Raw genomic sequence first — 14,918 nt, 5'->3', positions numbered from 1 at the left:
GTCCAATAAAAAAGCCCCAAAGCAAATGCTGTTGGGGCTTTTTATGAGTCATTTACTCTATTTTACTCTGCTGATTCTGCTTTACGAAACTTGTCTGCAGTCGCTTTAATGATAGGCTGAAGCTCACCTTTTTGGTACATTTCAGTGATGATGTCACACCCACCAATCAACTCACCTTCAACCCACAATTGTGGGAACGTTGGCCAGTTAGCATATTTTGGTAATTCAGCACGGATATCTGGGTGCTGTAAAATATCAACGAATGCAAATTGTTCACCACAGTTGATCATCACTTGAGCAACCTGAGATGAAAATCCACAGCTTGGTAATTTAGGTGACCCTTTCATGTACACAATAATCGGGTTTTCGCTAATTTGCTGTTTAATCTTTTCTACAGTTTCCATTTGATTTCCTAAGTACGACGTCTATACACAGTTAACCTATTGTACGACACCTAAACAAATAACAAAATGCTACGATTTGTAAGGTTAATCGAAAAACAACCAAATCAATGTGTCCCAGTTCGATAATTCCCTAAACAATGATTCACATCACAAAAATAATCAGTACAATAGCAGTAGAGCAATGTTACCTGATTGGTAAACAAAAACGATAACCTGAATCCATGGAGAGATACTAATGGCTTTCGAACTACCAGCATTACCTTATGCAAAGAACGCACTTGAACCGCACATTTCACAAGAAACTATCGAATTCCATTATGGTAAACACCACAACACTTATGTGGTAAAACTAAATGGTTTAGTTGAAGGAACTGAATTTGCTGGCAAGACCCTTGAAGAAGTTGTTAAAACTTCAACAGGCGGCATGTTCAACAACGCAGCTCAAGTTTGGAACCACACTTTTTACTGGAACTGTTTAGCACCAAACGCTGGCGGCGAAGCAACTGGTGCTATCGCTGCTGCTATCAACGCTTCTTTCGGTTCTTTCGAAGAATTCAAAGCTAAGTTTACAGATTCTGCGGTAAACAACTTCGGTAGCGCGTGGACCTGGTTAGTGAAAAAAGCTGACGGTTCTTTAGCTATCGTTAACACTAGCAATGCAGCAACTCCGTTAACTGACGACACAGTGACACCACTATTAACAGTAGACGTGTGGGAACATGCTTACTATGTTGATTACCGTAACGCTCGTCCAGAGTACCTAGCGCATTTCTGGCAACTTGTTAACTGGGAATTTGTTAACAAAAACTTTGCTGCCTAATTGCATCGTTAAACACATACATTAAGGAGCCTTTTGGCTCCTTTTTTATATTTCCAATCACCTTAAAGTACGACAAATCTCCTGCTTGTATTTTTGCAACTATTGCAAATGCTACTGTTTGTCATTGTTTTTATTTAATTTATTTTATAATAAAACTTAGCTAACTCCTTTAGCCTGTCCTACACTTTAGTCGTAAAGCCTATTTTATCGACAATACAGTTTACACATTCACGCATTCATTACGGGGTAATGATGTCAACTGTTGAGTAAGACAACGGCATGCTTTTAGGGGGTTATTATGGGCATTTTCGAGCATTATCAAAAACGTTATGAAAAAAAACTCGACGAGGAATATACGTTAGAGCAGTTTCTTGATATCTGTAAACAAGACAAAAGTGCTTATGTGTCTGCTGCAGAGCGCTTATTAATGGCCATTGGCGAAGCCAAAATGGTCGACACCGCCAAAAACCCTGTATTAAGCCGCATTTTTTCAAATCGTTTAATCGCCAGTTATCCTGCGTTTAAAGATTTTTTTGGTATGGAAGATGCCATAGAGCAAATCGTGGCTTATTTAAAACACTCGGCCCAAGGTTTGGAAGAATCTAAACAAATTTTATACTTACTTGGCCCTGTGGGAGGCGGTAAGTCATCGCTAGCTGAGAAATTAAAATCATTAATGCAGCAAGTACCAATCTATATATTAAGTGCTGATGGTATGCGCAGTCCGGTTAATGATCATCCTTTTTGCTTATTTGATCCTGAAGAAGACAGCAAGCTGTTGCAAAGTGAATACGGCATTCCACCTCGCTACCTTAAAACCATTATGTCACCTTGGGCGGTTAAACGCTTGCATCAATACGGGGGTGACATCTCAAAATTTAGGGTGGTTAAGGTATACCCATCGGTATTAGATCAAATTGGTATTGCAAAAACAGAACCTGGGGATGAAAACAATCAGGACATTTCAGCCCTTGTTGGTAAAGTGGACATTCGACAACTTGAGCATTTTTCGCAAGATGATGCCGATGCTTATGCCTATTCAGGCGCCCTTTGTCGTGCCAATCAAGGCTTAATGGAGTTTGTGGAGATGTTTAAGGCGCCCATTAAGGTGCTCCACCCATTATTAACCGCCACTCAAGAAGGTAACTATAACGGTACCGAGGGCTTATCTGCCCTACCGTATAACGGCATTATTCTTGCTCACTCGAACGAGTCAGAATGGTCAACCTTTAGAAATAACAAAAACAACGAAGCGTTTTTAGACCGGGTATACATTGTTAAAGTGCCTTATTGCTTGCGCGTTTCAGAAGAAATGGCCATTTATCAAAAACTGTTGGCAAACTCTGAACTGTCAATGGCCCCCTGTGCCCCAGGTACCTTAGAAACATTAGCGCAGTTTAGTGTGTTATCACGTTTAAAGGCCCCAGATAACTCATCCATTTATTCTAAAATGCGTGTCTATAATGGTGAAAGCCTAAAAGACACAGACCCCAAAGCAAAATCATATCAAGAATATCGTGATTACGCAGGGGTTGATGAAGGAATGCAAGGGCTATCGACTCGTTTTGCCTTTAAGATTTTATCGCGCGTGTTTAACTTTGACAGTGCCGAAATTGCAGCAAACCCAGTACACCTTTTTTATGTACTTGAAAAACAAATTGAGCAAGAACAATTCCCAAGCGAAACTGGCGAGAAATACCTTGAGTTTTTAAAAGGCTACCTTATTCCAAAATATGTGGAGTTTATTGGTAAAGAAATTCAAACGGCTTACCTTGAATCTTATTCTGAATATGGCCAAAACATTTTCGACCGTTATGTCACCTATGCCGACTTTTGGATCCAAGACCAAGAATACAGAGATCCTGAAACGGGGCAACTATTTGACCGAGGTGCATTAAATGCTGAACTGGAAAAAATAGAAAAACCCGCAGGCATCAGTAACCCAAAAGACTTCCGTAATGAAATTGTTAACTTCGTTTTACGTGCTAGAGCGAACAATGAAGGTAATAACCCATTGTGGACCAGTTACGAAAAGCTGCGCACTGTGATTGAAAAGAAAATGTTTTCTAACACAGAAGATTTACTGCCTGTTATTTCGTTTAATGCCAAAACCTCAAATGATGACCAGCGTAAACATGATGACTTCGTCAATAGGATGATGGAAAAAGGCTACACCAAAAAACAAGTCCGATTATTGTCTGAATGGTATTTACGCGTACGAAAATCATCGTAATCAATACCCTACTCTGGCTGGGCACTCTCAGCCAGATAATTGACTTGGGGGGCGTATGGCAAATTTTATTGATAGACGACTTAATGCAAAAGGAAAAAGCACGGTTAATCGTCAGCGCTTTATTGAACGCTATAAAAAGCAGATCAAAAAAGCAGTGAGCGATGCAGTCACACGTCGTAGCGTGACCGATATAGATAAAGGTGAACAGATAAGCATACCCACTCGTGATATCAGTGAACCGCTATTTAGACAAGGGCAAGGCGGTAAACGAAACCGCATTCATCCAGGTAATGATCAATTTAACCGTGGCGACCAAATACAACGCCCAAAAGGTGGCCAAGGAGGAGCGGGACAAGGTGAAGCCTCTGACAGCGGCGAAGGAAATGACGATTTTGTCTTTAATCTCTCAAAAGATGAGTACCTAGAACTGCTATTTGAAGACTTAGCACTGCCTAACTTGCAAAATAACCGTCTTAACAAGTTAGTTGAATATCAAACATACCGAGCAGGTTTTACCAATGACGGAGTGCCTGCAAATATTAATATCGTTCGATCACTGCGCTCGTCTCTTGCGCGGCGCATTGCGATGTCTGCCAGTAAAAAGCGTGAACTTATCCAACTTCAAGCCGAGCTTGAGCAATTACAAAACAGGCCAGGAGCCGAGGCTGAAAAGATACTCGCCTTAAAAGAGCACATTGAGCGACTCAAAAAACAAATTGCTAAAGTGCCGTTTATCGACACCTTCGACTTGCGCTACAACAATTATGCCAAACGAGAAAAACCATCCAGTCAGGCTGTTATGTTTTGTTTGATGGACGTGTCCGGCTCAATGGATCAAGCCACAAAAGATATCGCCAAACGTTTCTACATCTTGTTGTATCTGTTTTTAACCCGCAACTATAAAAACCTCGAAGTGGTGTACATCCGCCATCATACTCAAGCCAAAGAAGTGGACGAACATGAATTTTTCTACTCGCAAGAAACCGGCGGTACCATAGTGTCGAGTGCGTTAAAGTTAATGAATGAAATCCAGCAGGCTCGTTATCCTGAACATGAGTGGAACATCTATGCAGCCCAAGCGTCAGACGGCGATAATTGGTCAGATGATTCGCCCCATTGCCATGATTTATTGGCAAACCATATTTTGCCAAAAGTGCGTTATTTCAGTTACATAGAAATTACTCATCGTGCACATCAAACTCTTTGGCATCAATATCAAACGTTGCAACAGCAATATGACAATATCGCCGTCCAACATATTCGTGAAGTCGAAGATATTTATCCGGTTTTTCGTGAACTCTTTAAAAAACAGGCTGTATAGGGGGCTATCATGGTTAACACAACACGCAAACCGTTGGATGATGGACCAGAGTGGACATTTGATTTACTGCAACAGTATCAGCAAGCCATCGCTGATGCTGCAGAATTTTTTAAGCTCGACACCTACCCTAACCAAATAGAGATCATTACCGCAGAACAAATGATGGACGCTTATGCAGGAATTGGCATGCCGATAGGTTACACCCATTGGTCTTTTGGTAAACGTTTTATCGAGACAGAACAAGGCTACAAACGCGGACAAATGGGCTTAGCTTACGAGATTGTGATTAATTCAGATCCATGTATTGCTTACTTAATGGAAGAAAACACCATTACCATGCAGGCACTTGTCATGGCGCATGCCTGTTATGGTCACAACAGTTTTTTTAAAAATAATTATTTATTTAAAACCTGGACAGACGCGAGCTCCATTATTGATTACCTCGTGTTTGCCAAAAATTACATACGAGAATGCGAGTTAAAATATGGTATTGATCAAGTAGAGCTAACCCTAGACTCATGTCATGCATTGATGAATTACGGTGTCGATCGCTATAAACGCCCTGCTGAAGTGTCGTTTAAAGAAGAACAGGCTCGCCAAAAAGAACGAGCAGAATACTTACAAACTCAAGTGAATGACTTATGGCGCACAATACCGACTTCGCCGCAAAAAGCGCCTCAAGAAAACAACAAAATATTCCCAACAGAGCCACAAGAGAACATTCTGTATTTTATAGAAAAAAACGCCCCACTACTGGCCCCCTGGCAGCGTGAATTAGTGAGAATTGTTCGCAAAATGGCGCAATACTTTTACCCCCAAAAACAAACACAAGTAATGAATGAAGGATGGGCGACATTTTGGCATTACACTATTTTAAATCACCTATACGACACTGGGAAAGTCAGCGACCGTTTTATGCTAGAGTTTTTACAAAGCCATACCGCAGTAGTGGCACAGCCTTCATACAACAGTCCCTACTATAATGGAATTAATCCCTACGCTTTAGGGTTTGCGATGTTTGTTGATATTAAACGCATTTGCGAAAACCCAACGCAAGAAGATCGTATATGGTTTCCAGAAATGGCAGGAAGTGATTGGTTAACCACAGTGCATTTTGCAATGCAAAACTTTAAAGATGAGAGTTTTATCAGCCAGTATCTGTCACCTAAAGTCATCAGAGACTTTAAATTATTTGGTATTTTAGATGATGAAAAAAGAAGCCATTTAGCGGTGTCAGCCATTCACGATGAACAGGGGTATCAAGATATACGTAATACATTGTCACAGCAGTACAATTTATCTAACATCGAACCTAATATTCAGGTTCAGCAAGTCCTGGTCAATGGCGACAGATCAATTACCTTACGCTACATACCATTTGATAACATCCCACTGGCTGACAACCATGAAGAAGTATTAAAACATTTACACCGATTATGGGGATTTAACGTCACATTAGAGCAAATAGACGAACTAGGCATGATAAAAGTGATCTCAACCTGCCCTAAACACACTGTAGAACAAACCACCTCGTCACATGAGGTAATCACATAAAATAGCAAAGCCAATCAACATGATTGGCTTTGCAGGTTAACCATAGGCATCAATGCGTATGCATGTCGTTAACTATTATCCTGGCCTATTTCTGCAGGCATATCATCACGCAATTTTTGCCATAACTTACCACTTTCTATGCCATTAGTGCGCATTAGTGCGGGTACATCTGCATAGTTTTTATCTTTTGCCAGTTTTTCAAGTTTAATATAGAAACGCATGGTCAATTCTCTTGCCTCTTGGCTTGAAAAATAAAAGCGACCAACACGGTTATACAAACCTTTAAACCCATTCAAAATCAGCACATATAAAGGATTACCAGAAGCAAAAGCCAATGTATGGTGCAGTTGATAATCAAACTCGGCATAAGCTTCGGCATCATTTTCTAAAGAATGAATGCCAGCTAATACTTCAATGGCTTTATCAGGGTTATGTCGAATTGAAGCACGGAAATAAATGTTACTCACATTACCACGCGCAGACATTAATTGATCAACTAATAACGGAAAGCCATCTGGATTAAGATCTGCAATGGTTTCAAGAATATTGAGCCCTGACGTTTCCCAAAAGTTATTCACTTGTGTTGGCTTACCGTGCTGGATTTTCAACCAACCATCGCGGGCTAGACGCTGCAGCACTTCACGTAAGGTTGTGCGCGTGACCCCAATGAGTTCAGAAAGCTCTCGTTCTGCAGGTAAAATTGATCCGGGTGGAAACTTGTTTTCCCAAATGGAGCGAACAATGTATTTTTCGGCAAAACTGGCTGGGCCTTTGGCATTGATGATCATTAGCCTTCTTATCCTATTGCTAAACAATGGCGAAACTATTTACTGATCATACCAGAGCGACGGAAAATAAAAACCATTGTTTATTCACATCATCTGTAATGCTGCTTTTTTAATCAAACCGACATCATTCAATGATACCTAAGTGAATAAACCTCACATTATCTGACTATTATCATCAACCTATGTCGATTTATGTCGATAAAATCAAACAAGTTTAGTATATACTTATGTAGTTAGTTTGTTACTGCTATGTAGCATTATTCGCTAGGGTTACAGCATTACAATTATCGCTGTTTACGCTACACTAGCGGCCATAATACAAGACCATAACGTGTTTGCCACACAAAATTGTGAGCTAACATATTGTTTAACATATCAATACGTGAGTTTTTTCAACAAGTAGGTAGGCAGTTTTAACGATAATAGTCAGTAATGTTTTAATGAAAATAATGAAATATTGATTTTCATCAAGTTTTTAAAGTGAACATGCCACTATTCTCCCAAACTTGTTAAAAATATGAATGTGTTGTTTGCTATCAAAAAAATGGTACCCAAACTGTCACAATTACAATATCGGAGAGGCTGCTATGCAGGCAACCAAAAGTCAGGCGCTGTTTGTAAACTTTTTAGGTAATTCGCCTAAGTGGTACAAATATGCCATTTTGGCATTTTTAATTATTAATCCCCTGCTGTTTTTTTACGTCAGTCCATTTGTTGCCGGATGGGTGTTAGTCATAGAATTTATTTTTACACTTGCAATGGCACTCAAGTGTTACCCCCTTCAGCCTGGTGGTCTGCTCGCCATTGAAGCGGTAATGATTGGCATGACATCTCCCACTCAAGTGTTGCACGAAATCGAAGCCAACCTAGAAGTACTATTGTTATTGGTGTTTATGGTGGCGGGTATTTACTTTATGAAGCAGCTTCTGCTGTTTGTATTTACCAAAATGATCACTAAAGTGCGTTCCAAAATTGTCGTGTCGTTAATGTTTTGCACTGCATCCGCTTTTCTATCAGCCTTTTTAGATGCATTAACAGTAATCGCGGTAATTATTGCTGTTGCCGTCGGGTTTTACTCTATTTACCACAAGGTGGCCTCAGGTAAGAACTTTAGCGACAACGATGGCCATGACCACACATCTGAATCATCAGGACAATTAAACAATGATGAATTAGAAGCATTTAGAGCCTTTTTGCGTAATTTATTGATGCATTCTGGAGTGGGTACAGCCCTAGGCGGCGTGTGTACCATGGTGGGTGAACCACAAAACTTGATCATCGCCGCACAAGCACATTGGCAATTTGGTGAGTTTTTCTTACGTATGTCGCCAGTAACAATGCCAGTATTGGTTGCAGGTATTTTAACCTGCTTTTTGGTTGAAAAATTTAAATGGTTTGGCTATGGCGCACAATTACCTGATGCTGTTCACCGTATTTTAACCGACTATGCGGCGCATGAAGATTCGCACAGAACCAATCAAGACAAAATGAAATTAGTTGTTCAAGCCTTAATTGGGGTGTGGTTAATTGTTGGATTAGCATTGCATTTAGCCTCTGTTGGTTTAATTGGTTTATCTGTGATTATTTTAGCGACCGCATTTAATGGCGTTACCGATGAACATGCATTAGGTAAAGCGTTTGAGGAAGCCCTGCCTTTTACCGCGTTATTAGCCGTGTTTTTTGCCGTTGTTGGTGTGATCATTGACCAAGGTTTGTTTGCGCCAGTCATCCAGTGGGCATTGAGTTATGAAGGCAATATGCAGTTAGTGATTTTCTATATTGCCAACGGCTTACTGTCTATGGTCAGTGACAACGTGTTTGTGGGAACGGTTTACATTAACGAAGTCAAATCAGCCTTATTAAGTGGCCAAATTACTCGCGATCAATTCGATCTGCTTGCTGTTGCGATTAATACAGGCACGAACTTACCTTCGGTTGCGACACCTAATGGACAGGCCGCATTTTTGTTCCTGCTGACGTCAGCTATTGCCCCACTGATTAGGCTCTCATACGGCCGTATGGTGTGGATGGCGTTACCATATACTATTGTGTTGTCTGTTATTGGTGTTTTAGCAATTGAAACAGGATTCTTAACCGATATGACACAAATACTGTACGATAACCATTTAATTATTCACCATTCAGCGAAAGACTTGGGTGGTATGGTGAGCGGCCATTAGTACTAGTGTATTGGACTTAAGAGGTAATTTGTCTTAAAGTCACACAACCCATTTGAACACCCTCAATTGAGGGTGTTTTTTTATCTTAAAACGCACTAGGAGCAATACTTGTCAAGGTTACAACTTTTTTGTCATGGTCGCTTATCGTGGGGATTACTCGCACTGTCAGGGGTAGCATTAGAAATTGCAGCACTCTTTTTTCAATACGTGATGGATTTGTCACCCTGCGTCATGTGCATCTATGTGCGTGTTGCCGTGCTTGGCCTAATATTGGCTGGGTTGATAGGTATGCTACAACCTAAGGTCTGGATATTTCGCTTTATAGGTTTACTGAGCTGGGCGGTATCTTCAGTGTGGGGATTTAGCTTGTCTTATGAGCTAAACGATATGCAAGTAAACCCTTCGCCATTCGCCACCTGTTCTTTTTATCCTGAATTCCCAAGCTTTATGCCATTAGATGTTTGGTTGCCTTCAGTATTTTCGCCTACAGGTATGTGCAGCGACTCTCCTTGGACCTTTCTGTCAGTGAGTATGGCACAATGGATGATGGTATGTTTTGCCATTTATGGCTTGATTTGGTTTGTTATGCTTGTACCAAGCTTGAAAACTGCAAAGAGCAACCTCTAGCTGTTAAAATAAAAAAGACCTAAATAGGTCTTTTTTATTACCGATGAAGCTATTCAACATCGAGCAATGGCCACAGCACAATACAATCTTCAAGGTATTTCACTTTCATCTCGTTAACCGTTTTTCCTTGCACCGAAATACCCGCAGCATGCATAGCTTGTTTATCGCCGGTTAATAATGGGTGCCAACTGGGCAAGGCTTTACCTAAATATAAACGACGATAAGCACAACTGTTTGGCAGCCAAGTTAATTGAGCGATATTGTCGGGAGTAATTGCGGTGCATTCAGGTACATATTTAAAGCGCTCAATATACCTTCGGCAACTACAACTATCAGCATCGAGTAAATGGCAGGCGGCATTGGTGTAATAAAGTTCATCGGTTTCATCATCGATAATTTTATTTAAACAGCATTTACCACAGCCATCACAGAGTGACTCCCATTGTACTGGTGTCATTTTATCTAGCGGAGTTGTTATCCAAAACTGAGTCATTTTTGTATTAAATCATTGTTCATCATTATTGATAATATTTTACACTGAAAACGATTTGAGTTACTGCTTAATTTTTTCTGAAAGGTAAGTTAAGGCTAAGGTGTCATGTATTGAAGGAGTCAATTGATGAAGTAAGCGAAAATTGTTATACACTAAATAAAAACGCCCTTTTTCTCCGTCGGGCGCGATGAGAGAAACACTCATGTCACTTCGACTTGGTAAATCATCACCATTAAAACGTCTTATGCCATAAGCCTGCCACGTTGAAAACGTATGAGTGCGATCCAAGCCTAACAGATTAGGATCTAACATCATTGTTGCTTTGACTTGGCGCCCCCAAGTGGAATCAAATTGCCATCCTTGTTGCAAAAGCATATTGGCGGCAGTTGCAAACGCATCTTCATTACTGTTCCAAATATCAATTTGACCATCTTGGTCACTATCGACCGCATATTGTAAAATTTTCGATGGCATCATTTGCATTTGCCCCATAGCCCCCGTGGAGGAACTACGTAATAACGTGATGGGGATGTGTTTTTGCTCAATCAGCTTGAGCGCTGCAATAAACTCATTCACATACAAGGTTTCATTATCGCCTTTAAATGCCAATGACGCTAAAACTGACAAGCTTGGGTAATCCCCTGGGACTTCGCCAAATCGTGAATTAACTCCCCATAAAGCCATTAAAAATCGTGGTTGAACTTGATAACGTTGGCTAATTTTATTAAGTAGTAATTCATGCTGTTGTAGCATTGCCCTTGCGGTACTGACTGTGATTTCTGGAATAGTAAGTGGAATGAAGGTCTCGAGGGTGTGTGATTCTTTGTTAACGCGGTTGGCTTTTTTAAATATTTTGATTTCCGATATATGACGGTTAACCACATCGGCAGAAATACCAGCATTAATTGATTTTTGCTGTAAAGTCAGGAGGTAATCTTCAAATTGCTGATGGTTGCTTTTGGCAATCACCAATGAAGACAACAAGGAGTAAATAATGGCGCTTAACATGATTTTTAGGATCATACGGTCTTATTTACTCCCTAACGTATCAGTTTATTGTTTAAAACCTATCTCTTGTTTGTGTTGCTCAAGCAAATTAATGGCCGGTGGAGGTATTTGTAAATAATAGCCCTTTTCGTCTAAAGCTGCTTTGACTTTACTAATATCAGCAATACCTAAATGATCTCGCTTAGACAAAGGCACAACCATCACTAACATGGGCGCACCAAACATTTCCATTAACGGAGCAGGAACATCATCAAAAACATCACGTTTTTTGACAAAAAGGTACGTATCCACTTTTTTACTACTTTTATATACTGCACAGATCATTTTAGTGTAAATTTCCAAAGGTTCAAACTTGATAGTAAACTAAGCACACTATAACATGGTGACTCAAGAAAATAATTGTAAATCAGTTTCTAGCTGATGTTTTGGAGAATGATGCCGGGATGGCTAAACAAAATCTCGAATTAAAAGCCACGTCTTTTACCTTGTCAGTATTGCACATCAATACGAGCAATCTCGATATAATTGCTGCTGAGCTAGATAATAAGTTAGCTCAAGCACCTCAATTTTTTCTAGGCGCCCCATTGGTTTTAAATCTTGCTGCGATTAAACATTCCCACATTGATTTTTATGCGCTCAAACAATTATTAACAGATAGAAATTTAATTATCGTTGGCATCACAGATGCTAATGATGAACAAATTGCGCACGCAAAAGAAATGGCGATTGCGGTGGTCAAATCGGGCAAACAAGCTCCTAAAGCTCAGTTACCCCAACGAGCCACTAAAATTGTTAAACAAAATGTGCGTTCTGGGCAACAAATATACGCACAAAATGCTGATTTAATCATTTTTGGCGCTGTTGGTAATGGCGCTGAAGTGATTGCTGATGGTAGCATTCATATCTATGGTGCGCTTCGAGGTAAAGCTATGGCGGGTGCCGCTGGCGACAATCAGAGCGTGATTATCGCTAACTCACTCGAAGCTGAATTAGTGTCGATTGCTGGGCAGTATTGGTTAACAGAACATCTACAACAATACGCTCTTAATCAAAGAGGTTGTGTCCGCCTTGATGGCGAGTCTCTCACAGTTGAATCATTGCCTCAATAATTGGCAAATAAAAGGATATAAAACAAAATGGCGCAAATTATTGTTGTCACATCAGGTAAAGGCGGTGTGGGTAAAACAACATCCAGTGCAGCAATTGCCACAGGATTAGCTTTAAAAGGTAAAAAGACCGTTGTGATTGATTTTGACATCGGCTTACGTAATCTTGATTTGATTATGGGCTGTGAACGCCGTGTCGTATATGATTTTGTTAATGTCATTAATGGTGAAGCGAATTTAAACCAGGCATTAATTAAAGACAAACGTTGCGACCAACTGTTTGTATTGCCCGCATCGCAAACTCGCGATAAAGATGCATTAACCAAAGAAGGTGTTGGCCGAGTACTTGATAACTTAGCCAAGGACTTTGATTACATTGTGTGTGATTCACCAGCAGGGATTGAACAAGGCGCAATGATGGCATTGTATTTTGCCGACATCGCTATTGTTACCACTAACCCTGAGGTCAGTTCTGTACGCGATTCAGACCGTATTTTAGGTATGCTACAAAGCCGCTCTCGTCGTGCTGAGCAATCCCTTGAACCGATCAAAGAATATTTATTACTGACTCGCTACTCACCTGCACGGGTAAAAACAGGTGAAATGCTAAGCGTTGAAGATGTAAAAGAAATTTTAGCCATCGAGCTGCTTGGGGTTATTCCTGAGTCACAATCGGTACTAAAAGCCTCAAACTCTGGTATTCCCGTGATTATAGATCAAGAGAGTGATGCAGGCTTAGCCTACAGCGACACCGTTGCGCGCTTATTAGGTGAAGATGTACCCGTTCGATTTATCACAGAAGAGAAAAAGGGATTCCTTAAAAGGATTTTTGGTAGCTAACTATGTCGATACTTGATTATTTCAGAAGCAATAAAAAACCTAATACCGCATCCTTGGCAAAAGAAAGATTACAAATTATCGTCGCGCATCAACGTGGGGAGCGTGGTGCGCCTGATTACTTTCCAAAGATGAAGCAAGAAATTATTGAAGTGATCCGCAAATATGTGCAGATATCAGACGACCAGGTGTCTGTTCAGCTAGATCAAAACGATGATAACTTATCTGTATTAGAACTGAATGTAACATTGCCTGACTCAAAATAACTCAACTCACCTTGTGGGTTATTACGGCACTGTGAATAAAGTGGATACTCTTGTCGCAAGAGTATCCACTTTGGCATATTTTTTATTTGATATGAGTTGAGGCTAACTAAATTGAATATCAGCGAGTAAATCACCTACAAGCTGCCCTCGCCAACCACACATGAGTATAGGTGTCGGCGTTTGTTTGTTATTGTAAAGCCATAACAAGAACTCATGGATATGGCGCTTTGAACCAATAAATTCTAGCGGCACATTTTCTTGCTCACACAGGGCAGACAAGCGGTTTTTTATGTCTTTAAATGAAGACTTATAGCCAGATTTTAGCGCCACTATATCGACTTCTTCAGGTAGATTATTCAAATCCGCGCTAGCCATCACTGCTAATAATTCTTTACCGTGGATCCGCTTTTCTTGTTCTGTCAATTCTGTTAATCGGCTCAATTGAGCAAGACTGTTAGGTTGCTTTTTAGCAAGTGCGATTAAAGCATGATCTTTTACCACAAAACCGAGGGCTAAATTGCGACTAACCGCTTTATTTAAACGCCACTTTGCCAATACTTTCAAATAAGCCAGTTGTTGGCCATTAAGCTGAAACGCATTTTTCACTTTAAGATAAATACTGTCGCCATCTGGTAAAGTCATTCTGCCTTCGGTCATGCGTTGACCTTCTTCAAACAACCAGGCTTCTCGATTTTTATCGGCCAACTTTTGCTGCAATTGTGGGTATAACTGATACAAATAATACACATCATTTGCCGCGTATTGCAGTTGAGCATCGGTTAATGGCCGTTTCATCCAATCGGTTCTGGACTCACCTTTATCAATTTCCACTTCAAGGCATGCTTCAACCAACTTTGCATAACCTAAACCATGTCCCATTCCAGCAAAACTTGCTGCTATTTGGCTATCAAAAAGAGGACTTGGCTGACAGTTACCGTAATGCGCAAATACTTCAAGATCTTCACTACATGAATGCACTAATTTAACGATATTAGGATTAGTGAGTAGCTGCCAAAATGGCCCAAGATCTGAAATGGCAATGGGATCTATTAACGCCAATGTTTGACCGTCATAAGCTTGTATAAGGCCGAGTTTTGCGTAATAAGTGCGTGTACGAACAAACTCAGTATCAAGCACCAATAACGTGCTGTGTTGGTACTGTTCAACTAATGATAAAAGACTGGCATCATCACTGATATATTCAAACGTTAACAAAATAAGCCCCGCTCCAATTGCGTGTCGATAATATGGCCTGTAAAAAATTAATCAATAAAAAGCCGG

15 protein-coding genes are annotated in these 14,918 nt (G+C 40.3%); 9 read left to right on the top strand and 6 right to left on the bottom strand.

Translation table 11 applies throughout. From position 1 onward, the window contains the following. Positions 1-62 precede the first annotated feature (62 nt). Positions 63-404 carry a Grx4 family monothiol glutaredoxin gene (gene grxD, locus L2703_RS10865; RefSeq protein ID WP_248971112.1) on the bottom strand — a complete coding sequence of 114 codons (342 nt, stop codon included), beginning with the start codon at positions 402-404 and terminating at the stop codon, positions 63-65. Positions 405-639: 235 nt separating this feature from the next. On the opposite strand from grxD, the gene sodB reads away from it, so the two are divergent. The 4 genes from sodB to L2703_RS10845 all read left to right on the top strand — a co-directional run bounded on the left by sodB (position 640) and on the right by L2703_RS10845 (position 6,332). Then, entirely contained in the window at positions 640-1,224 is a 585-nt protein-coding gene (gene sodB / locus L2703_RS10860) for a superoxide dismutase [Fe] (protein WP_248971111.1), read from the top strand. Between the two features lie 298 nt (positions 1,225-1,522). Then, on the top strand, positions 1,523-3,457 hold the full coding sequence (locus tag L2703_RS10855; RefSeq protein ID WP_248971110.1) for a PrkA family serine protein kinase: 1,935 nt from the start codon (positions 1,523-1,525) through the stop codon (positions 3,455-3,457). Between the two features lie 55 nt (positions 3,458-3,512). After that, entirely contained in the window at positions 3,513-4,778 is a 1,266-nt protein-coding gene (locus L2703_RS10850) for a YeaH/YhbH family protein (RefSeq protein ID WP_248971109.1), read from the top strand. Between the two features lie 9 nt (positions 4,779-4,787). Further along, the gene (locus tag L2703_RS10845; protein WP_248971108.1) at positions 4,788-6,332 is read left to right on the top strand and encodes a SpoVR family protein; all 1,545 of its coding nucleotides are present in this window, start codon (positions 4,788-4,790) and stop codon (positions 6,330-6,332) included. A gap of 68 nt (positions 6,333-6,400) precedes the next feature. Here L2703_RS10845 and fadR read toward each other — a convergent pair whose 3' ends face one another. Next, positions 6,401-7,120 carry a fatty acid metabolism transcriptional regulator FadR gene (gene fadR, locus L2703_RS10840; protein ID WP_248971107.1) on the bottom strand — a complete coding sequence of 240 codons (720 nt, stop codon included), beginning with the start codon at positions 7,118-7,120 and terminating at the stop codon, positions 6,401-6,403. A 587-nt stretch (positions 7,121-7,707) separates the two neighbouring features. On the opposite strand from fadR, the gene nhaB reads away from it, so the two are divergent. Both nhaB and dsbB read left to right on the top strand, forming a co-directional pair. Continuing rightward, on the top strand, positions 7,708-9,300 hold the full coding sequence (gene nhaB / locus L2703_RS10835; protein WP_248971106.1) for a sodium/proton antiporter NhaB: 1,593 nt from the start codon (positions 7,708-7,710) through the stop codon (positions 9,298-9,300). Positions 9,301-9,408: 108 nt separating this feature from the next. Beyond that, entirely contained in the window at positions 9,409-9,927 is a 519-nt protein-coding gene (gene dsbB / locus L2703_RS10830) for a disulfide bond formation protein DsbB (protein ID WP_248971105.1), read from the top strand. A gap of 49 nt (positions 9,928-9,976) precedes the next feature. Here the strand turns inward: dsbB and L2703_RS10825 are convergent, their stop codons facing one another. From L2703_RS10825 to L2703_RS10815, 3 genes are read right to left on the bottom strand one after another with little or no spacing between them, the layout of a single operon-like run. After that, entirely contained in the window at positions 9,977-10,420 is a 444-nt protein-coding gene (locus L2703_RS10825) for a YcgN family cysteine cluster protein (protein WP_248971104.1), read from the bottom strand. Positions 10,421-10,480: 60 nt separating this feature from the next. After that, positions 10,481-11,443 (bottom strand): lytic murein transglycosylase, encoded by a 963-nt coding sequence (locus L2703_RS10820; RefSeq protein ID WP_248971103.1) that lies wholly within the window; start codon positions 11,441-11,443, stop codon positions 10,481-10,483. Between the two features lie 30 nt (positions 11,444-11,473). Beyond that, positions 11,474-11,752 carry a YcgL domain-containing protein gene (locus L2703_RS10815; RefSeq protein ID WP_248971102.1) on the bottom strand — a complete coding sequence of 93 codons (279 nt, stop codon included), beginning with the start codon at positions 11,750-11,752 and terminating at the stop codon, positions 11,474-11,476. A 119-nt stretch (positions 11,753-11,871) separates the two neighbouring features. Here L2703_RS10815 and minC point away from each other — a divergent pair, with 119 nt between their 5' ends. Genes minC through minE form a run of 3 tightly spaced genes read left to right on the top strand, consistent with a single transcriptional unit; the run spans position 11,872 to position 13,637 of the window. After that, the gene (gene minC / locus L2703_RS10810) at positions 11,872-12,537 is read left to right on the top strand and encodes a septum site-determining protein MinC (RefSeq protein WP_248971101.1); all 666 of its coding nucleotides are present in this window, start codon (positions 11,872-11,874) and stop codon (positions 12,535-12,537) included. A 27-nt stretch (positions 12,538-12,564) separates the two neighbouring features. Beyond that, entirely contained in the window at positions 12,565-13,374 is an 810-nt protein-coding gene (minD, locus tag L2703_RS10805; protein WP_248971100.1) for a septum site-determining protein MinD, read from the top strand. A 2-nt stretch (positions 13,375-13,376) separates the two neighbouring features. After that, the gene (gene minE, locus L2703_RS10800) at positions 13,377-13,637 is read left to right on the top strand and encodes a cell division topological specificity factor MinE (protein ID WP_160052275.1); all 261 of its coding nucleotides are present in this window, start codon (positions 13,377-13,379) and stop codon (positions 13,635-13,637) included. A gap of 102 nt (positions 13,638-13,739) precedes the next feature. Here minE and rnd read toward each other — a convergent pair whose 3' ends face one another. Next, the gene (gene rnd / locus L2703_RS10795; RefSeq protein ID WP_248971099.1) at positions 13,740-14,852 is read right to left on the bottom strand and encodes a ribonuclease D; all 1,113 of its coding nucleotides are present in this window, start codon (positions 14,850-14,852) and stop codon (positions 13,740-13,742) included. Positions 14,853-14,918 lie beyond the last annotated feature (66 nt).

Source organism: Shewanella basaltis (assembly GCF_023283885.1).
Taxonomy (GTDB): domain Bacteria; phylum Pseudomonadota; class Gammaproteobacteria; order Enterobacterales; family Shewanellaceae; genus Shewanella; species Shewanella basaltis.
Note: the sequence above shows the minus strand (reverse complement) of the source record. Positions and strands in the feature narration are given on the sequence as shown.